We start from the raw sequence: 19,507 nt of genomic DNA on the forward strand, positions 1-19,507 counted from the left end.
CGCGTGATCCGTCACGAGGCGGCGGAGTCCCTCCCGGTGCGCGAGGCCCTGCCCTCGCTCGCCGGGGCGCTGGCCGCGCACGGCGCGTCGGTGCTGGTGGCGCCGCCGGGCACCGGCAAGACGACATTGATGCCGCTGGCGCTGGCGGGGCTGTGGGGCGCGGGCCCCGCGCGGCGGGTGCTGGTGGCCGAGCCCCGGCGGATCGCGGCCCGCGCGGCGGCGCGCCGGATGGCGTGGCTGCTGGGTGAGCGGGTGGGCGGCTCGGTCGGCTTCACCGTGCGCGGGGAGCGGGCCGTGGGGCGGGACACGCGCGTGGAGGTCGTCACGACCGGTGTGCTGCTCCAGCGGCTCCAGCGCGACCAGGAGCTGGCCGGGGTGGACGCGGTGGTGCTGGACGAGTGCCACGAGCGGCATCTGGACGCGGACACGGCGGCGGCGTTCCTGTGGGACGTGCGCGAGACGCTGCGGCCGGACCTGCGGCTGGTGGCCGCGTCGGCGACGACGGACGCGGAGGGCTGGGCGCGGCTGCTGGGCGGCGCGCCCGTCGTCGAGGCGCGGGGCGCGGCGCACCCGGTCGACGTGGTGTGGGCGCCGCCTCCGCGCGCGGTGCGGCCGCCGCACGGCATGTGGGTCGACCCGGCGCTGCTCACGCACGTGGCGGCGGTGGTGCGCCGGGCGCTGGCGGAGCGGGACGGCGACGTGCTGGTGTTCCTGCCGGGGGTCGGGGAGATCTCCCGGGTGGCCGGGATGCTGGGCGGCCTGTCCGGTGTGGACGTGCTCCAGGTGCATGGCCGGGCGCCGGCCGCCGTGCAGGACGCGGTGCTGTCGCCCGGGGAGCGGCGCAGGGTGGTGCTGGCGACGTCGGTCGCGGAGTCCTCGCTGACGGTGCCCGGGGTGCGGGTGGTGGTGGACTCGGGTCTCGCCCGCGAGCCGCGCGTGGACCACGCGCGCGGGCTGAGCGCCCTGGCGACGGTACGGGCGTCACGCGCGGCCGGACGGCAGCGGGCGGGCCGTGCCGGACGCGAGGCGCCGGGCGCGGTGTACCGCTGCTGGGCCGAGGCGGAGGACGCGCGGCTTCCGGCGTACCCCTCCCCCGAGATCAAGGTGGCCGACCTGACGGCGTTCGCGCTCCAGGCGGCCTGCTGGGGCGACCCTGACGCCTCCGGTCTGGCGCTGCTGGACCCGCCGCCGGGCGGCGCGATGGCGGCGGCCCGGGACGTCCTCACGGCGATCGGCGCGGTACGGCCGGACGGGCGCCCCACCGAACGCGGCGCCCGCCTGACCCGGCTCGGCCTGCACCCGCGCCTGGGCCGCGCCCTGCTGGACGCGTCCCCCCGCGTGGGCGCCGCGCTCGCGTCCGAGATCGTCGCCCTGCTCTCCGAGGAGCCCCCGCGCGACTACGGCGACGACCTGTCCGCCGCGCTGCGTACGGCACGGCGGGGCGGCGACGGGTACGCGGCCCGCTGGCGCACGGAGGTACGGAGGCTGCGGGGAGCGGCGTCCGAGGCGGAGGGGGACACGGGCGGTGACGACAAGGCGCCGTCTCCGGACGCCGCGGGAGCCGAGGAGCGGGCCGTCGGGCTCGTCGCGGCGCTGGCGTTCCCGGAGCGGGTGGCCCAGGCCGACGGCGGGTCGTACCTGATGGTGGGCGGCACGCGCGCCGAGGTGGGAACGGGGTCCGCGCTGCGGGGGGCCGAGTGGGTCGCCGTCGCCGTGGCCGACCGGCCCGTGGGGCGTGGTCGTGCGCGCGTGCTGCTGGGGGCCGCCGTCGACGAGGACGTGGCGCGCCGGGCGGCGGGGACGCTCCTCGAGCGGCGCGAGGAGGTGCACTGGGCCGACGGGGACGTCGTGGCGCGCCGGGTCGAACGGCTCGGGGCGGTCGAGCTGGCCGTACGGCCGCTGTCCGACGCCGACCCCGCGCTGGTGCGCGCCGCGCTGCTGGACGGGCTGCGCCGGGAGGGGTTCGGGCTGCTGCGGTGGCCGGCCGGGGCCGGGGTCCTGCGGCAGCGGCTGGCCTTCCTGCACGCCCGGCTGGGCGAGCCCTGGCCGGACGTGTCCGACGCGGCGCTCCACGCGCGCGTGGACGAGTGGCTGGAGCCGGAGCTGAGCCGGGCGCGGCGCCGGGCGGACCTGGCTCGGATCGACGCCGGGCAGGCGCTCGCGCGGCTGCTGCCGTGGGCGTCCGGCGAGGCGGCGCGTCTCGACGAGCTGGCGCCGGAACGGATCACCGTGCCGAGCGGGTCCGCCGTCCGCGTCGACTGGTCCGACCCGGAGCAGCCGGTGCTGGCGGTGAAGCTCCAGGAGATGTTCGGCGCGCAGGAGTCGCCCACGGTGGCCGGGGTGCCGGTGCTGGTGCACCTGCTGTCCCCGGCGGGCCGTCCCGCCGCCGTCACCGCCGACCTCGCCTCGTTCTGGCGCGAGGGCTACCGGCAGGTGCGGGCGGAGCTGCGGGGCCGCTACCCGAAGCACCCGTGGCCGGAGGACCCGGCCGCGGCGCGGCCGACCCGGCACACCAACGCGCGGCTGCGCGGTTAGGGCGCGGCTCAGCCGGCGGGGGACTGCGACGGCTCGGTGGACGGATCCGCCGACGGCTCCGGGTCCGTGGACGGGTCGGGCGTCGGGTCCGGGGTCGGCGTGGCGGCCGGTTCCACGGTGAGCGTGACGTCGAGCGTCGCGCCGCCGGCCGTGGTGATCCGGAGCAGGAACGTGCCGGCGGTGTCGTCCGCGTACAGCTTCGGCAGGGTCAGCAGCCCGTCCGCGTCGGTCGTGAGGCCGGTCAGGGTGCGGACCGCCTTGCCGTCGGCGTCCTTGAAGTAGGGGCCCTTGTCGTTCACGGCGGGGTCGTCGGCGGACGTCACGAGGGTGGCGGTGGCGGCGACCTTCCCGGCGGCCGTGCCGCGGTAGGTGGCCTTGACCGCGACCTGCTCGGCGAACTCGCCGCCCGCGACGCAGGTCAGCTCCTTGTCGCCGACGCGGGCGAGGGCGTCGGCGGCGCGTTCGGTGACCGTGGCCCTGTAGGGGGCGCTCTTGACCGAGCGGCCGACGACGGCGGCCTGGACGGTGAACGCGCCGGTCCGCTCCCCCGCCACCAGCGCGGGCGCCACCGCGACGCCGGACGCGTCGGTGGTGACGGTCGCCACGCTCTCGCCGCCGGAGAAGACGGTGTCCGTGTCGCCGGCGATCGTGAAGCGGATCCGCACCTTGGCGACCGCCTTGCCGGCCTCGGTCTCCGCGCGGGCGGAGACGCGCTCGGCGAAGGTGTGGCCCGCCATGGCGGTGAGGGTGCCGGTGCCGGCGTTCTCCAGGTGGTGCACGGTGTCGGTGGGCGTCGGCGGGGTGCTCGGCGCGGGCGGGGTGGTCGGCGTGCCGGAGCCGTTGTCGCCGGGCGCGGCGGGGCCCGCCGGCGGCCGGGAGCCGGAGGGCTTGCCGGGCCGCGCCGGCGGGGTGGCGCCCGGTGCGGACGGGGACACGCCGGGGCGCACCGTGTCGTCGCTGCGGTCCTCGGGCAGGGCGCCGGTGCCGTCGGGGATCTCGTGGGTGCCCCTGCGGTAGAACTCCAGCCACGACAGGACGGTGTTCAGGTAGTCCGTCGAGTTGTTGTAGCTGAGGATCGCCTTGCGCAGGTCGCCCTGGTCGGACAGGTCCCAGCCGAAGCGGCACAGGTAGTGGCCGGCGGCGAGGGCGGCGTCGTAGATGTTGTTCGGGTCCTCGCGGCCGTCGCCGTTGCCGTCGCGGCCGGCCCACTCCCAGGTGGAGGGGATGAACTGCATGGGGCCGACGGCCTGGTCGTACATCCGGTTGCCGTCGTAGGCGCCGTTGTCGGTGTCGCGGATGAGGGCGAAGCCGTTGCCGTCGAGGTCGGGGCCGAGGATCGGCGTGACGGTGGTGCCGTCGGCGGTGACCCGGCCGCCGCGCGCCTGACCGGACTCCACCTTGCCGATGGCGGCGAGGAGTTGCCAGGGCAGGTTGCAGCCGGGCTTCTTCTCGCGCAGCGTCGCCTCGGCCTGCTTGTAGGCGTCGAGGACGGTCGCGGGTATGCCGGCCTCGCCGGCGTGCCCGTCGGCGCCGCTGCCGGAGCCCGCGGAGGGCGACGGGTTGGGGCTGTTGAGGGGCGGCAGGTCCGTGTAGTACGGCGAGTTGCCGGTCGCGCTGTCGTCGGCGGCCGTGTCCGGCGCGGAGGTGGCGTCGCCGGTGCTCTGTCTGCCCTGGTCGTCGGCCGTGACGCCGGGGGCCTGGGACGCGGACAGGGCCGCCACCGCCGCCGCGGCCACGGCGGTGGTCGCAGCTCCCTTGCACAGCCGCCTGCCGATGTGCGCCGCCATGGAGTGAACCCCTCCCCGTGGGCGCCGTCGGCGCCCGTCACCGTGTGCTGTGTCCGCCCTGTTGTGACGCTCTGCCCGCCCCGCCGGTTTCCCCGGGATGCGGGACCGGCTCGGCGACCCTCGCGACCCTACGACAACTTCCCTTGCGCGGACACCCGTTGATGCCCGGTATTCACCGGTTGGCCATCTTCTCGTCCGGTCGGTTCACAGGGTCACGGACTACCACCGCCCCGCCTGCCGGATACTGGGATCCGCCCGGCACCGGGGCCCCGCCGGGCGACCCTCCGGGCGTTCCCGGTCAACCCCTGCCGCGAGGAGTCCCGTTGCCCTTCACCCTCAGTCACGCGGCGGCGGTGCTGCCTGCCGTCCGCACCGACGGCACGGGGCGCGGTCCGCTGGTCCCGGCGGTGCTGGTCGCGGGCAGCTTCGCGCCCGACATGACCTATTACGCGGCCAGTGTCGTGTCCGGGGCGATGGAGTTCGGCGACGTGACGCACGCGTGGTGGGGCGTGTTCACCGTGGACGTGCTGATCGCCTGTGCGCTGGTGGGACTGTGGCTGGTGGTGCGGGAACCGCTGGTGGCCCTGTTGCCGCGGCCCCGCCAGGGGCGGGTGGCGGCGCTGACGCGCTGCGGCGCGCCCCGGGCGCGGGTCCGGGCGTCCCTGGTGGCGCGCTGGTACGTGTCCGCCGTGCTGGGGGCCCTGACGCACGTGGTGTGGGACGCGTTCACCCATCACGACCGGTGGGGGACGCGGCTGATCCCGGTGCTGGGCGAGGAGATCGGCGGTTCGCCGGTGTTCTGGTACGCGCAGTACGGGACGTCGCTGCTGGCCGCGGTCGTCCTCGTGGTGTTCGCGGCGCGGGCGCTGCGGCGTGCGGTCCCCGGGGGCGCGGTGCCCCCGGGGGTGCCGGTGCTGTCGGCGGGCGACCGGTGGGGGGCCGCCCTGCTGCTCGGCGGGTGCGCCGTCGTGGCGGCGGTGCTGCGGGCCGTGCGGTGGTGGGCCTACTGGGGTCACATGGCCAAGCCCTACGAGCTGATCCCGACCGTTTGTTTCGGCGCGGGCGCGGGGCTGGTGGCCGCGCTGCCGGTGTACGCCGTCGCGGTCAGGGTGCGGCGTCGGGCCCCGGCCGCTCGGGCCCCTGGACGCGCGGATACGCGGGAGCCGGACCGTACGGCCGCACGCTGAGGGTCTCGCTCGCCGCGACGAACACGGTGACCGTGCGGACCGGGCGGGGCCGGGGCAGCAGGGTGAGGACGAGGGTGAGGTAGGCACGGGCCAGCTCGGCCCACAGCAGCCACGGGGGCCGGCCGGTCCCGGTGTCCGGGGCGGCGGGGATGCGGCCGGCTCTCCACCGGCCGTCGGTGACGCGGCGGCCGAGCCGGGCGGCGGTGTCGCGGAGGGCGGCCGTGAGGCCGCCGGGGATGCGGGCGGTACTTGCGGCGGCCGCGAAGACCGGGACCGGCGGAAACGCCTGGGTGGTGGGTCCGTCGGCGTCGGCCCGCGGGGGTGCCGCTCTGCGGTGAAGCATGCGTATACCCATGCCTGGCATGCTCGCCGCCCACCCGGACGCGGGCTCCCCTGCGGGGGCCACGCGAGTGACATCACGCAGGCCCGACGCCCACCGGGACACCCTCCTGCACGGCCGTTGACCTGGGCGTACGCTCTCACGCGAGGGTCACCGAACGGCGGGCCCCCGCCACGGGAACGCGGAAGCCGGGCGTGGCTCCAGGAGCCGCACCCGGGTCCGTCCTCAGTGGGCCGCCGACTCCCAGTCCGGGCCGACGCCGACCGAGACACCGAGGGGAACCCGCAGGTCGACCGCGGAGGCCATCTCGCGCCGGACGAGCTCCTCGACCTGCTCGCGCTCGCCGGGGGCCAGCTCCAGCACGATTTCGTCGTGGACCTGGAGCAGCATGCGGGAGCGCAGGTCCGCCTCGCGCAGGGCGCGGTCGACGTGCAGCATGGCGATCTTGACGATGTCCGCCGCGGTGCCCTGGATCGGCGCGTTCAGCGCCATCCGCTCCGCCGCCTCGCGGCGCTGGCGGTTGTCGCTGTTGAGGTCGGGCAGGTAGCGGCGGCGGCCGAAGAGGGTCGCCGTGTACCCCGTCGCCCGCGCCTCGTCCACGACGCGGCGCAGATAGTCGCGGACGCCGCCGAACCGCTCGAAGTAGGCGTCCATCAGGGCACGCGCCTCCGCCGCCTCGATGTTCAGCTGCTGGGAGAGGCCGAAGGCGGACAGCCCGTAGGCCAGGCCGTACGACATCGCCTTGATCTTGCGGCGCATCTCCGCGTCCACCGCGGTCCGGTCGACGGAGAACACCTGGGCGGCGGCCGTGGTGTGCAGGTCCTCGCCGGAGGTGAACGCCTCGGTCAGGCCGGCGTCCTCGGAGAGGTGCGCCATCACGCGCAGCTCGATCTGGCTGTAGTCGGCGGTGAGCAGCGACTCGAAGCCCTCGCCGACCACGAAGCCGCGGCGGATGGCGCGGCCCTCGTCGGTGCGGACCGGGATGTTCTGGAGGTTGGGGTCCGTGGAGGACAGCCGGCCGGTCGCGGCGACGGTCTGGTTGAACGTGGTGTGGATGCGGCCGTCCGCGGCGATCGTCTTGATCAGGCCCTCGACGGTGACGCGGAGCTTCGCCTGCTCACGGTGACGCAGCATGATCACCGGCAGTTCGTTGTCCGTCTGGCCGGCGAGCCAGGCGAGGGCGTCGGCGTCCGTGGTGTAACCGGTCTTGGTCTTCTTCGTCTTGGGGAGGGCCAGCTCGCCGAAGAGGACCTCCTGGAGCTGCTTGGGCGAGCCCAGGTTGAACTCGTGCCCCGCCGCCGCGTGCGCCTCCTTCACCGCCTGCTGCACGGCGCCGGCGAACATCTGCTCCATGGCCTCCAGGTGCGCCCGGTCGGCCGCGATGCCGTGCCGCTCCATGCGGGCGAGCAGGGCGGAGGTGGGCAGCTCCATGTCGCGCAGCAGGTCGGAGGCGCCGACGTCCGCGAGGCGGCCCTCGAATGCCTCCCCCAGATCCAGAACAGCTCGCGCCTGCACCATCAGCGCGTGCGCCTGGGCGCCGTCGTCCGCGCCGAAGGCGAGCTGCCCGTCGGGCGCGGCGGCGGGGGCCAGCTCCCGGTGCAGGTACTCCAGGGACAGCGCGTCCAGGTCGAAGGAGCGGCGGCCGGGCTTGACCAGGTAGGCCGCGAGCGCGGTGTCCATGGTGACGCCCTCGACCGTCCAGCCGTGCTCGGGGAAGACCCGCATGGCGCGCTTGGCGTTGTGGAACACCTTGGGCCGGGCGGCGTCGCCGAGCCAGGCACGCAGCGCCTGCTCGTCGGCCTCGTCCAGCTCGGCCGGGTCGAACCAGGCGGCCGGTCCCTCCGCCGTGGCCAGCGCGATCTCGGCGACGGAACCGGTGCCGAGCGCCCAGGTGTCGACGACGGCGACGCCGAGCGGTCCCGCGGCGTGCTCGGCGAGCCAGCCGGCCAGCTCGCCGGTGCCCAGCACGGTGCCGTCGATCTCCACGCCGTCGGCGACGACCGGGGTGGTCTCGGCCTCCTCGGCGCCCGGGTCGACGGCGAACAGCCGCTCGCGCAGCGACGGGTTCCTGATCTCCAGGGTGTCGAGGATCATCGCCACGGCCTTGCGGTCGTAGGCGGTGCGGTCCAAATCACGCACGCCCCTGGGCAGGTCGACCTGGCGCTCAAGCTCGGTGAGCCGGCGGTTGAGCTTGACGGACTCCAGGTGGTCGCGGAGGTTCTGCCCGGCCTTGCCCTTGACCTCGTCGACCCGCTCGACCAGCTCGGCGAAGGAGCCGAACTGGTTGATCCACTTCGCGGCGGTCTTCTCGCCGACGCCGGGGATGCCGGGCAGGTTGTCCGACGGGTCGCCCCGCAGGGCGGCGAAGTCGGGGTACTGCGCGGGCGTCAGCCCGTACTTCTCGAAAACCTTCTCCGGGGTGAAGCGGGTCAGCTCGGAGACGCCCTTGGTCGGGTACAGCACCGTGGTGTGGTCGGAGACGAGCTGGAAGGAGTCGCGGTCGCCGGTGACGATCAGCACCTCGAAGCCCTCGGCCTCGGCCTGGGTGGCGAGCGTGGCGATGACGTCGTCGGCCTCGTAGCCCTCGACGGCGAAGCGGGGCACGCTCATCGCGTCGAGCAGCTCGCCGATCAGCTCGACCTGGCCCTTGAACTCGTCGGGGGTCTTGGAGCGGTTCGCCTTGTACTCGGTGAACTCCTCCGAGCGCCATGTCTTGCGGGACACGTCGAAGGCGACCGCGAAGTGCGTGGGCGCCTCGTCACGCAGGGTGTTGGCGAGCATCGACGCGAAGCCGTAGATCGCGTTCGTCGGCTGGCCCGTCGCGGTGGTGAAGTTCTCCGCGGGCAGCGCGAAGAACGCGCGGTAGGCCAGGGAGTGCCCGTCCATGAGCATCAGGCGCGGGCGGCTTCCGCCGGGGGTCTGGTCGGTCTTCTTCGCTGCTGTCTCTGCCACGTGTCCGATCCTGCCACGCCCCGCTGACACCGGGGCCCGGCCCCACCACCCCGGGGGGGACAGGCACCGGTGCCTGGTGCGGGCCGGGGGGTGTTTGCGCACCTCGGCGCCAACGAGGTGCCGCCGCGCCCACCCTCCCCCACTCTCGGCTTCGCTCGAGCGGGAGGTACCCCCATCGCCCCAGCGGCACGAATGCCCGCGGCTAGCGGCGTTGCAGCCGCCCGCGGCGGGGAGGGGGCGGGGTGGGGGTGGGCGCCCGCAGCGGCTGGCGCGTCCGCGCCCGTCACATACAAGTACGCACTCTCGCGCCAGACCGAGGACGTCCACCCCCGCCGCGGCCCCGCACCACCACCCCACCCTGGGCGCTACGCGCACCCCCACCGCACCGCAACCCTGCGCCGCAGGCACCCGCACCTCAGCCCCCACCGGACGGTCCCAGCTCCACCCCCGCGTGCGAGGATCGGAGATCCACCTCACACGTGTGCGCGAACAGGAGTGCGCGATGGCAACGAAGCCTCCCCAGGGTGACCCGGTCCAGGACGCGCCGACCGTGGCCGAGCCGAAGCGGACAGCCGCCGGGCTCCCCGCGATCGGTCACACCCTGCGCATGGCCCACCAGCAGATGGGTGTGAAGCGCACAGCGCTGACGCTGCTCAGCGTCAACCAGAAGGACGGCTTCGACTGCCCCGGCTGCGCCTGGCCGGAGCCCGAGCACCGGCACAAGGCGGAGTTCTGCGAGAACGGCGCGAAGGCGGTCGCCGAGGAGGCCACGCTGCGCCGGGTCACCCCGGAGTTCTTCGCCGCACACCCGGTCTCCGACCTCGCCCGCCGCAGCGGCTACTGGCTGGGTCAGCAGGGCAGGCTGACCCACCCCATGTACCTCCCGGAGGGCGCCGACCACTACGAGCCGGTGAGCTGGGAGCGCGCCTTCGACATCGTCGCCGAGGAGCTGACCGCGCTGTCGTCCCCCGACGAGGCCGTCTTCTACACCTCGGGCCGCACCAGCAACGAGGCCGCGTTCCTCTACCAGCTCTTCGCGCGCAAGCTCGGCACCAACAACCTCCCCGACTGCTCCAACATGTGCCACGAGTCGTCCGGCTCGGCCCTGTCGGAGACGATCGGCGTCGGCAAGGGCAGCGTGCTGCTGGAGGACCTGTACCGGGCGGACCTCATCGTGGTCGCCGGGCAGAACCCGGGCACCAACCACCCGCGCATGCTGTCCGCCCTGGAGAAGGCCAAGGCGAACGGCGCGCGCGTGGTGAGCGTCAACCCGCTCCCCGAGGCGGGCCTGGAGCGCTTCAAGAATCCGCAGACGCCCAAGGGACTGACCGCCGGCACCGCGCTGACCGACCTGTTCCTCCAGATCCGCATCGGCGGCGACCAGGCCCTGTTCCGTCTGCTGAACAAGCTGATCCTGGACACCCCGAACGCGGTCGACACCGACTTCGTCCGCGAACACACCCACGGTTTCACGGAGTTCGCCGAGGCCGCCCGCGCCGCCGACTGGGACGAGACGCTCGCCGCGACCGGCCTGGCCCGCGAGGACGTCGAACGCTTCCTGCGCATGGTCCTGGACTCGGAGCGCATCGTCGTCTGCTGGGCGATGGGCCTCACCCAGCACAAGCACTCGGTGCCGATGATCCGCGAGATCGTCAACTTCCTCCTCCTGCGCGGCAACATCGGCCGTCCGGGCGCGGGCGTGTGCCCGGTGCGCGGCCACTCCAACGTGCAGGGCGACCGCACGATGGGCATCTTCGAGCGGCCCGCGCCGGCGTTCCTGGACGCGCTGGAGCGGGAGTTCGGCTTCGCGCCGCCCCGGGAGCACGGCTACGACGTGGTCCGGGCGATCCGCGCGCTGCGCGACGGCGAGGCGAAGGTGTTCTTCGCGATGGGCGGCAACTTCGTCTCCGCGTCCCCCGACACCGAGGTCACCGAGGCGGCGATGCGCCGGGCGCGGCTGACCGTGCACGTGTCGACGAAGCTGAACCGCTCGCACGCGGTCACGGGGGCGCGCGCCCTGATCCTGCCGACGCTGGGCCGCACCGAGCGCGATCTCCAGGCGAGCGGCGAGCAGTTCGTGACGGTGGAGGACTCCATGGGCATGGTGCACGCCTCACGCGGGCGCCTGGAGCCCGCGAGCCCGCATCTGCTCTCCGAGCCGGCCATCGTGTGCCGGCTGGCCCGCCGTGTCCTCGGCGCGGAGGACGAGGTGCCGTGGGAGGAGTTCGAGAAGGACTACGCGACGGTCCGCGACCGCATCGCGCGCGTGGTGCCGGGCTTCGAGGACTTCAACGCGCGCGTGGCGCACCCGGGCGGCTTCGCGCTCCCGCACGCCCCGCGCGACGAGCGCCGTTTCCCCACCGCCACCGGCAAGGCGAACTTCACGGCGGCGCCGGTCGAGTACCCGCACCTGCCCGAGGGCCGGCTGCTGCTCCAGACGCTGCGCTCGCACGACCAGTACAACACCACGATCTACGGCCTGGACGACCGCTACCGGGGGATCAGGAACGGGCGCCGCGTCGTGCTCGTCAACCCCGACGACGCCCGGGCGCTGAAGCTTGCGGACGGCTCCTACGTCGACCTGGTGAGCGAGTGGAAGGACGGTGTGGAGCGCAGGGCGCCCGGTTTCCGTGTCGTGCACTATCCGACGGCACGGGGCTGCGCCGCCGCGTACTACCCGGAGACCAACGTGCTGGTGCCGCTGGACGCCACCGCGGACGTCTCGAACACCCCGGCCAGCAAGTCGGTCGTGGTGCGTCTGGAACAATCGGCGACCGACTGAGCGTTCGCTCAGGGCACAGACGTACCGACGTACCGACGCACGATAGGAGCCGGGCCCATGGGAGAGCCGCAGCAGGTGAAGTTCCCGCAGGAGGTCATCGACGAGTACGCGGCGCTCGGCGTGGACCTCCGGGCGCTGTTCTCGGCGGGCCATCTGGGCACGCGCATGGGCGTGCAGATCACGGAGGCGTCGGCGGAGCGGGTCGTCGGGACGATGCCCGTGGAGGGCAACACCCAGCCCTACGGCCTGCTGCACGGCGGCGCGTCGGCCGTGCTGGCGGAGACGCTGGGCTCGGTCGGCTCGATGCTGCACGGCGGGGTGAACAAGATCGCGGTGGGGGTGGACCTCAACTGCACGCACCACCGCGGGGTCCGTTCCGGCCTGGTCACCGGGGTCGCCACTCCGGTGCACCGGGGGCGGTCCACGGCGACGTACGAGATCGTGATCACGGACGAGGCGGACAAGCGGGTGTGCACCGCCCGGCTGACCTGCCTGCTGCGGGACGTCCGCCCGGGCGACGCGGAGAAGGCGGCCGGCTGACGACGGCGGGGGCCCAGGCAGCTTCCCGGGGCCCCCACCCCCCCGCCCCCGCAGCACCGCGCCCGTCGCCGCCATTGCCCCCGGCCGACGGGCGCTCTAGCGTTCCGTGCCATGGGACGGGGCGGCACCTCTCGCAGCACCGGGGCGTTCCGCGCGCCCCTCCTCGCCGTACAGGCGGCGACCCTGGCCGTACTCGCGGCGGCCCTGACCCTGACCGGGTGCACGACGCACAACTCCCGCACGCCCTCTGACGCGGCAGCCGCGTCGTCCGCGTCTCCCGCGTCCCCCGACTCCCCCTCGCCTCAGGTGACGTCCGACGCCGACCTGTGCGTGAGCATCGTCGTCCACTGGTCGCGCGAGGTGCTCGACGGCCGCGGGTACGGCGACTACCAGTCGATGGGGATGTCCGGCGGCCAGTACGACATCCTGCGCGAGGTCGTGGACGCGGGCCGCGCCGCCCTCCGTAGCGGAACCACAACTCCCCACAGTGTGGACGTATTGATGGAGCGTCAGGCACGCGAAAGGTGCGCCGCCCGGTACCGCGACGGCCGGCCCACCGAGGGGCCGTGGCGATGAGCGGGATCGGCCCCGTCGAACCGGACGGCGACACACGCCCGTTGGACCCGCCGCCCACCACCCCGCGCCCGGCCCACGCGCCTCCGCCACGCCTGTCGAGACGTCACCGGGCAGCCGCGGCGACCGCGTTCGTCGCCGTGGCCGTACTCGCGGCCGGGACGCTCCTCCACCTCACGCGCCCGCGCCCCGAGCCACCGCCCGAACCCCGTTTCCCGAGCCAGACGACGTCCTTCCGGTATCTGTACATGCAGGTCAGAGGCGCAGGGACGACTTCCCCGGAAATTGAATTCACTATACAAGCGCTTACGGAATCCGACGCTCCGGTGACCGTCCTGTCCATTACCCAGCCCTACGCCGGCCTGTCCCTGGCCTCCACGCCCGCCACTCCTTTACGGGTGAAAGGTGGGGCGTCCCGCAAGATCACCGTGACCGTCCGGGTGGCGGAATGCGGAAAAGTGCCACGGAACGCCGGACTCCCTTTCCTGGACGTAACACTGCGTAACACGCGCGCAAAGGAGGCACACAGCTACATCCTCGGCGCCCGGTACGCAAGGGACCTGTCCACGGCCCTGGAGGTAGCCTGCGGCTACGAAAAGCGGTAATCAGCAAAACGCCTGATACACCTGAACCACCCCTGCCGGTTCCTGCGGTTTCTCACCATGCGGACAGGGCAAAACGGCGGGAATTCTGCTCTTCCCCCCACTCAGTACCGCTCTGCAATACGTCGTGTCATAACAAGAGCGTCACAGCCTTGGCCAGAGTCTCCTCCGCATTCCCCACACACGCTTAGAGTCACGGCCAGTCACCGCGGAGCCTGATTCTCACTCGGCCCAGCGCTCGACTCGGCCGTTTCCACCGGGAAGCGGCTGTCAGGGGAAAGGACTGGATCGTGCGTCAACGTTCGCTCATCGCCATCACCGCCGCCCTGGCGGCGGGTGCACTCACCCTCACCGCCTGCGGCTCACGCGACGACAACGGCGGCGGCTCGGACTCGGGCAACGGTGACACCACCGTGGTCATCGGCGTCGACGCGCCGCTGACCGGCGACCTCTCCGCGCTCGGCCTGGGCATCAAGAACTCCGTGGACCTCGCCACGAAGATCGCCAACAAGGAGAAGTACGTCGAGGGCGTCACCTTCAAGATCGAGGCGCTCGACGACCAGGGCCAGGCCTCCGTCGGCCAGCAGAACGCCACCAAGCTCGTCGCCAACAAGGACGTGCTCGGCGTCGTCGGCCCGCTGAACTCCTCCGTCGGCGAGTCGATGCAGAAGGTGTTCGACACCGCCAAGCTGGTCGAGGTCTCCCCGGCGAACACCAACCCCGCCCTCACCCAGGGCGTGAACTGGCAGACCAAGAAGGAGCGGCCGTACAAGTCGTACTTCCGCACCGCGACCACGGACGCCATCCAGGGCCCGTTCGCCGCGCAGTACGTCTTCAACGAGGCCAAGAAGAAGAAGGTCTTCGTCATCGACGACAAGAAGACCTACGGCGCCGGTCTGGCCGCCACCTTCACCGCGGAGTTCAAGGAGCTCGGCGGCCAGGTCGTGGGCACCGAGCACATCAACCCGGAGAGCAAGGACTTCAGCGCCGTCGCCACCAAGGTGAAGAACTCCGGCGCCGACGTCGTCTACTACGGCGGTGAGTACCCGCAGGCCGGTCCGCTGAGCAAGCAGATCAAGGAAGCCGGCGCGAAGATCCCGCTGGTCGGCGGTGACGGCATCTACAGCGCCGACTTCATCAAGCTGTCCGGCGCGGCCGGCGCCGGCGACCTCGCCACCTCCGTGGGCGCGCCCGTCGAGTCGCTGCCGTCCGCCAAGGAGTTCGTCGCGAACTACAAGGCCGAGGGCTACAAGGAGGCCTACGAGGCCTACGGCGGCTACTCCTACGACTCCGCCTGGGCCATCATCGAGGCCGTCAAGAAGGTCGTCGAGGACAACGACGGCAAGCTGCCCGACGACGCCCGCGCCAAGGTCGTCGACGCCATGCAGAACGTCTCCTTCGACGGTGTGACCGGCAAGGTCTCCTTCGACGAGTTCGGTGACGCGACCAACAAGCAGCTCACCGTCTACACCGTCAAGGGCAGCGACTGGGCCACCGTGAAGTCGGGCACCTTCACCGGCTGATCTCCGCCGCACCACTCATCCGAGCCGCGCGGGGCGCTGTTCCACTGGCGCTCCGCGCGGACTCGCATCCGGCCCATCCGTCGAACGTTCCGAAAGTCTCGGAGGACATGCGGTGAACGAACTGCCGCAGCAGCTGGTCAACGGCCTGCTACTGGGATCCATGTACGGCCTGGTCGCCATCGGCTACACAATGGTCTACGGCATTGTCCAGCTCATCAACTTCGCCCACGGCGAGATCTTCATGGTCGGCGCCTTCGGCGCCATCACCGTGCATCTGTACATCTTGCCGGACGGCACCTCCATGTGGATCGCGCTGCCGCTCATGCTGATCGGCGCCATGATCACCTCGGTGCTGGTCGCCATCGGAGCGGAACGCTTCGCCTACCGCCCGCTGCGCGGCGCGCCCCGTCTGGCCCCGCTGATCACCGCCATCGGACTCTCCCTCGCGCTCCAGCAGGCCGTCTGGGCCTTCTACCCCGAGGCCAAGTCCAAGCTGGCCTTCCCGCAGATCGAGGGCGGCCCCTTCTCCATCGGCGGCGCCACGATCCAGACCGGCGACATCTTCCTGATCATCGCCGCCCCCGTCAGCATGGCCTTCCTCGCCTACTTCGTGATGCGGACCCGCACCGGCCGCGGCATGCAGGCCACCGCGCAGGACCCGGACACCGCGAAGCTGATGGGCGTCAACACCGACCGCATCATCGTGATCGCGTTCGCCCTCGGCGCCGTCTTCGCCGCCGTCGGCGGTGTCGCCAGCGGTCTGAAGTACGGCCAGATCGACTTCAAGATGGGCTTCATCCTCGGCCTCAAGGCCTTCACCGCGGCAGTGCTCGGTGGCATCGGCAACATCTACGGGGCCATGATCGGCGGTGTGGTCCTCGGCGTCGTCGAGACCCTGGCCACCGCCTACATCGCGGACATCCCCGGCCTGGACCAGTTCGGCAGCCAGTCCTGGGCCGAGGTCTGGGCCTTCATCCTCCTCATCCTCGTGCTCCTGTTCCGGCCACAGGGCCTGCTCGGCGAGCGCGTCGCGGACAGGGCGTGACACCGATGACCACACAGACCACCGCAGCCAAGACCGTGGCCGCACCCGGCCCGAACACCCCCACCGGGCTCATCGGCATCCCCGCCGACCTCGGGCGGGCCCTGGCCACCGGCGGCAGCGTCCTCGCCGTCGTGTCCACCTTCCTCGCCTGGACCTGGACGGCCGCCTACCCCGGCGACCTCACCGTCTACGGCTACCCGGGCGGCCTCCAGGTGCTCGTCCTCGTCGGCGGCGCCCTCGCCACCCTGTTCTGCCTCGCCTCCTACGGCGTCAAGGGACTCGGCTGGCTCACCCCGGCCGGCGCCGACGCGGCCGTGAAGTACGCCGTCCTCGGCACCTTCGCCACCGCCTGGTACACCGTCATATCGATCAGCGTCGAGCTCGGCGGCGTCGTCAACCTGGAGCCCGGCGGCTACGTCGTCGCCGCCGCCACGCTGATCGCCCTCCTCGGCGCCCTGGCCCTCCCCTTCGAGCGGCCCGAGCCCGACCCGATCGACCCCGAGGCCGGCGGCTGGGAGCAGTTCAGGCACGACGCCGGGCACGCCATGGCGGTGCTGCGCGCGGCCTTCGCCTCCGGCTCCCCGCGCCCCGTGCGCACGCTGCCGTCCTACGCCGAGATCCTCGTCATCGTCGCCGTCCTGGCGATCGCCCTGGTCGTCTTCACCTACGGCATCGGCACCGAGTACGACGAGCAGTTCGTCGGCTTCCTGATCACCGCCGGCTTCGGCTTCAGCGCGCTGAACCGCTCCGGCCTGATCGCCCACGCCTCCCAGATCAGCGCGCGCCACCAGAACATCACCGTGTGCGGCGCGTTCGTCGCGGCGGCGCTGTTCCCCTTCACCCAGACCGACGACCAGTACGCCACCCTCGGCGTCTACATCCTGATCTTCGCCACCGTCGCCCTGGGCCTGAACATCGTCGTCGGCCTCGCCGGTCTGCTCGACCTCGGCTACGTCGCCTTCCTCGGTGTCGGCGCCTACGCGGCCGCGCTCGTCTCCGGCTCGCCCAGCTCGCCGTTCGGCGTGCACTTCCCCTTCTGGGCCGCCGTCCTCGTCGGCGCCCTGGCCTCGCTGGTCTTCGGTGTGCTGATCGGCGCCCCGACCCTGCGACTGCGCGGCGACTACCTGGCCATCGTGACCCTCGGCTTCGGTGAGATCTTCCGTATCGCCGTGAACAACACCGACGGCACCTCCGGCCCGGACCTCACCAACGGCTCGAACGGCATCGCGTCCATCCCGGACCTGAACATCCTCGGCTTCGACCTGGGCGTCGCGCACGACATCGCCGGCTTCACCATCGGCCGGTTCGCGAACTACTTCTTCCTGATGCTGCTCATCACGGCCGTCGTCGTCCTCGTCTTCCGGCGCAGCGGCGACTCCCGCATCGGCCGCGCCTGGGTCGCCATCCGCGAGGACGAGACCGCCGCGCTCGCCATGGGCATCAACGGCTTCCGGGTGAAGCTCATCGCCTTCGCCGTGGGCGCCACCCTGGCCGGTCTCGCCGGCACGGTGCAGGCGCACGTCACCTACACCGTGACCCCCGAGCAGTACCTGTTCGCCGGCACCACCCCGCCCAACTCCGCCTTCCTGCTGGCCGCGGTCGTGCTCGGCGGCATGGGCACCATCGCCGGACCCCTCATCGGTGCGGCGCTGCTCTTCCTGATCCCCAACAAGCTCCAGTTCCTGGGCGACTACCAGCTCCTCGCGTTCGGACTCGCGCTCGTGCTGCTGATGCGCTTCCGTCCCGAGGGCCTCATCCCCAACCGGCGCCGCCAGCTGGAGTTCCACGAAGAGGCCGACGCGCCCACAGTCCTGAGCAAGACGGGGGCCTGACCACCATGACCACCGACACCACCACCAAGGACACCGCCGCGGGCGCGCCCGCCCCCGGCACCGTCGTCCTCGACGCGCGCGGCGTCACCATGCGGTTCGGCGGCCTCACCGCCGTCCGGGACGTCGACCTGACCGTGCGCAGCGGCGAGATCGTCGGTCTGATCGGCCCCAACGGCGCCGGCAAGACCACCTTCTTCAACTGCCTCACCGGCCTGTACATCCCGACCGAGGGCGAGGTGCGCTACAAGGACAAGGTCCTGCCGCCCAAGTCCTTCAAGGTGACCGCGGCCGGCATCGCCCGCACGTTCCAGAACATCCGGCTGTTCGCCAACATGACGGTCCTGGAGAACGTGCTCGTCGGCCGCCACACCCGCACCAAGGAGGGCTTCTGGTCGGCCGTGCTGCGCGGGCCCGGCTTCCACAAGGCCGAGGCCGCCTCCCGCGCCCGCGCCATGGAGCTGCTGGAGTTCGTCGGCCTCGCCGAGAAGGCCGAGCAGCTCGCGCGCAACCTCCCCTACGGAGAGCAGCGCAAGCTGGAGATCGCCCGCGCGCTCGCCAGTGAGCCGGGGCTGCTGCTCCTCGACGAGCCCACCGCGGGCATGAACCCGCAGGAGACCCGGGCGGCGGAGGAACTCATCTTCGCCATCCGGGACAAGGGCACCGCGGTCCTCGTCATCGAGCACGACATGCGGTTCATCTTCAACCTGTGCGACCGCGTCGCCGTCCTCGTGCAGGGCCAGAAGCTGATCGAGGGCGACCCGGCCACCGTCCAGGGCGACGAGCGGGTCATCGCCGCGTACATCGGCGAGCCGCTGGCCGACGACCCCGGGGCCGCGGAGGCCGCCGAGGTCGAGGCCGCGGAAGCGGCGGCCGAGGCGGCGGGCCGGCCCCAGTCGCCCGCCAAGGCGGCCGGCGCCCCGGAGCCCGCCGCCGAGGAAACGGCCGAGGAGACGGCCGGGACCCCCGACGCGGACGCCGACGCCCCCGCGGACACCGACGCCCCCGCGGACGCCGAGACAGAAGCACAGGCGCAGACGGAGGCCGAGGCCACCACCGACGCCGCGCCCGGCAAGGAGAACGACCGATGACCGCACTCCTCGAGGTCGAGGACCTGAAAGTCGCCTACGGCAAGATCCAGGCCGTCAAGGGCATCTCGTTCAGCGTCGAGGCCGGCGAAGTGGTCACCCTGATCGGCACCAACGGCGCCGGCAAGACCACCACCCTGCGCACGCTCTCCGGGCTGCTCAAGCCGGTCGGCGGCCAGATCAAGTTCAACGGGAAGTCGCTGAAGAAGGTCCCCGCCCACAAGATCGTCTCGCTGGGTCTCGCGCACTCCCCCGAGGGGCGGCACATCTTCCCGCGCATGACGATCGAGGACAACCTGCGCCTCGGCGCCTTCCTGCGCAGCGACAAGCAGGGCATCGAGCAGGACATCCGGCGCGCCTACGACCTCTTCCCCATCCTCGGGGAACGCCGCAAGCAGGCCGCCGGAACCCTCTCCGGCGGTGAGCAGCAGATGCTCGCCATGGGCAGGGCCCTGATGTCCCGGCCGCAGCTGCTCATGCTCGACGAGCCCTCCATGGGTCTGTCGCCGATCATGATGCAGAAGATCATGGCGACCATCGCCGAGCTGAAGTCCCAGGGCACCACCATCCTGCTCGTCGAGCAGAACGCCCAGGCGGCCCTGTCGCTGGCCGACCACGGCCATGTGATGGAGGTCGGCAACATCGTCCTCTCCGGCACCGGCCGCGACCTGCTCCACGACGAGTCGGTCCGCAAGGCCTACCTCGGCGAGGACTGACCGGCAGG

General features: G+C 72.6%; 13 protein-coding genes. 10 read left to right on the top strand and 3 right to left on the bottom strand.

The annotated features are described in order from the left end of the window. Positions 1 to 3: 3 nt before the first annotated feature. Complete coding sequence (gene hrpB, locus ACFOSY_RS29345; protein ID WP_394312609.1) at positions 4 to 2,535, top strand: ATP-dependent helicase HrpB; 2,532 nt, start codon at positions 4 to 6, stop codon at positions 2,533 to 2,535. Positions 2,536 to 2,543: 8 nt separating this feature from the next. Here the strand turns inward: hrpB and ACFOSY_RS29350 are convergent, their stop codons facing one another. Continuing rightward, positions 2,544 to 4,322 carry a lytic transglycosylase domain-containing protein gene (locus tag ACFOSY_RS29350; RefSeq protein ID WP_394312612.1) on the bottom strand — a complete coding sequence of 593 codons (1,779 nt, stop codon included), beginning with the start codon at positions 4,320 to 4,322 and terminating at the stop codon, positions 2,544 to 2,546. A 323-nt stretch (positions 4,323 to 4,645) separates the two neighbouring features. Between ACFOSY_RS29350 and ACFOSY_RS29355 the strand changes: the two genes are divergently transcribed. Further along, entirely contained in the window at positions 4,646 to 5,509 is an 864-nt protein-coding gene (locus ACFOSY_RS29355) for a DUF4184 family protein (protein ID WP_394312614.1), read from the top strand. Here the strand turns inward: ACFOSY_RS29355 and ACFOSY_RS29360 are convergent. Both ACFOSY_RS29360 and polA read right to left on the bottom strand, forming a co-directional pair. Further along, the gene (locus tag ACFOSY_RS29360) at positions 5,427 to 5,864 is read right to left on the bottom strand and encodes a hypothetical protein (protein WP_394312617.1); all 438 of its coding nucleotides are present in this window, start codon (positions 5,862 to 5,864) and stop codon (positions 5,427 to 5,429) included. The two genes, ACFOSY_RS29355 and ACFOSY_RS29360, sit on opposite strands and share 83 nt — an antisense overlap. A gap of 210 nt (positions 5,865 to 6,074) precedes the next feature. Further along, on the bottom strand, positions 6,075 to 8,801 hold the full coding sequence (gene polA / locus ACFOSY_RS29365; RefSeq protein ID WP_394312619.1) for a DNA polymerase I: 2,727 nt from the start codon (positions 8,799 to 8,801) through the stop codon (positions 6,075 to 6,077). A 502-nt stretch (positions 8,802 to 9,303) separates the two neighbouring features. Here polA and ACFOSY_RS29370 point away from each other — a divergent pair. From ACFOSY_RS29370 to ACFOSY_RS29405, 8 genes are all read left to right on the top strand, one after another. Continuing rightward, a complete protein-coding gene (locus tag ACFOSY_RS29370; RefSeq protein ID WP_394312626.1) occupies positions 9,304 to 11,583 on the top strand; it encodes an FdhF/YdeP family oxidoreductase in 2,280 nt (759 codons plus the stop codon). 57 nt (positions 11,584 to 11,640) lie between these two features. Next, entirely contained in the window at positions 11,641 to 12,123 is a 483-nt protein-coding gene (locus ACFOSY_RS29375; protein WP_006135522.1) for a PaaI family thioesterase, read from the top strand. Positions 12,124 to 12,234: 111 nt separating this feature from the next. After that, complete coding sequence (locus ACFOSY_RS29380) at positions 12,235 to 12,699, top strand: hypothetical protein (RefSeq protein ID WP_394312629.1); 465 nt, start codon at positions 12,235 to 12,237, stop codon at positions 12,697 to 12,699. 889 nt (positions 12,700 to 13,588) lie between these two features. Next, positions 13,589 to 14,821: a branched-chain amino acid ABC transporter substrate-binding protein gene (locus ACFOSY_RS29385; protein ID WP_394312631.1), complete on the top strand. Its 1,233-nt coding sequence runs from the start codon at positions 13,589 to 13,591 to the stop codon at positions 14,819 to 14,821. Between the two features lie 112 nt (positions 14,822 to 14,933). Then, positions 14,934 to 15,866 carry a branched-chain amino acid ABC transporter permease gene (locus ACFOSY_RS29390; protein ID WP_394312634.1) on the top strand — a complete coding sequence of 311 codons (933 nt, stop codon included), beginning with the start codon at positions 14,934 to 14,936 and terminating at the stop codon, positions 15,864 to 15,866. 5 nt (positions 15,867 to 15,871) lie between these two features. Next, complete coding sequence (locus ACFOSY_RS29395; protein ID WP_394312636.1) at positions 15,872 to 17,698, top strand: branched-chain amino acid ABC transporter permease; 1,827 nt, start codon at positions 15,872 to 15,874, stop codon at positions 17,696 to 17,698. A gap of 5 nt (positions 17,699 to 17,703) precedes the next feature. Beyond that, positions 17,704 to 18,786 carry an ABC transporter ATP-binding protein gene (locus ACFOSY_RS29400; protein ID WP_394312639.1) on the top strand — a complete coding sequence of 361 codons (1,083 nt, stop codon included), beginning with the start codon at positions 17,704 to 17,706 and terminating at the stop codon, positions 18,784 to 18,786. Continuing rightward, complete coding sequence (locus ACFOSY_RS29405; RefSeq protein WP_369155530.1) at positions 18,783 to 19,499, top strand: ABC transporter ATP-binding protein; 717 nt, start codon at positions 18,783 to 18,785, stop codon at positions 19,497 to 19,499. The genes ACFOSY_RS29400 and ACFOSY_RS29405 overlap by 4 nt, the downstream gene beginning before the upstream one ends. Positions 19,500 to 19,507: the final 8 nt, after the last annotated feature.

The sequence above is a fragment of the Streptomyces lusitanus genome, assembly GCF_042647945.1.
Classification (GTDB): domain Bacteria; phylum Actinomycetota; class Actinomycetes; order Streptomycetales; family Streptomycetaceae; genus Streptomyces; species Streptomyces pseudogriseolus.

Excerpts from the sequence above, each read along its gene's own strand:
- ACFOSY_RS29350 (WP_394312612.1), bottom strand. The coding sequence starts at position 4,322 with ATGGCGGCGCACATCGGCAGGCGGCTGTGCAAGGGAGCTGCGACCACC.
- ACFOSY_RS29370 (WP_394312626.1), top strand. The coding sequence starts at position 9,304 with ATGGCAACGAAGCCTCCCCAGGGTGACCCGGTCCAGGACGCGCCGACC.
- ACFOSY_RS29375 (WP_006135522.1), top strand. The coding sequence starts at position 11,641 with ATGGGAGAGCCGCAGCAGGTGAAGTTCCCGCAGGAGGTCATCGACGAG.
- ACFOSY_RS29380 (WP_394312629.1), top strand. The coding sequence starts at position 12,235 with ATGGGACGGGGCGGCACCTCTCGCAGCACCGGGGCGTTCCGCGCGCCC.
- ACFOSY_RS29405 (WP_369155530.1), top strand. The coding sequence starts at position 18,783 with ATGACCGCACTCCTCGAGGTCGAGGACCTGAAAGTCGCCTACGGCAAG.
- ACFOSY_RS29395 (WP_394312636.1), top strand. The coding sequence starts at position 15,872 with ATGACCACACAGACCACCGCAGCCAAGACCGTGGCCGCACCCGGCCCG.
- ACFOSY_RS29400 (WP_394312639.1), top strand. The coding sequence starts at position 17,704 with ATGACCACCGACACCACCACCAAGGACACCGCCGCGGGCGCGCCCGCC.
- ACFOSY_RS29360 (WP_394312617.1), bottom strand. The coding sequence starts at position 5,864 with ATGGGTATACGCATGCTTCACCGCAGAGCGGCACCCCCGCGGGCCGAC.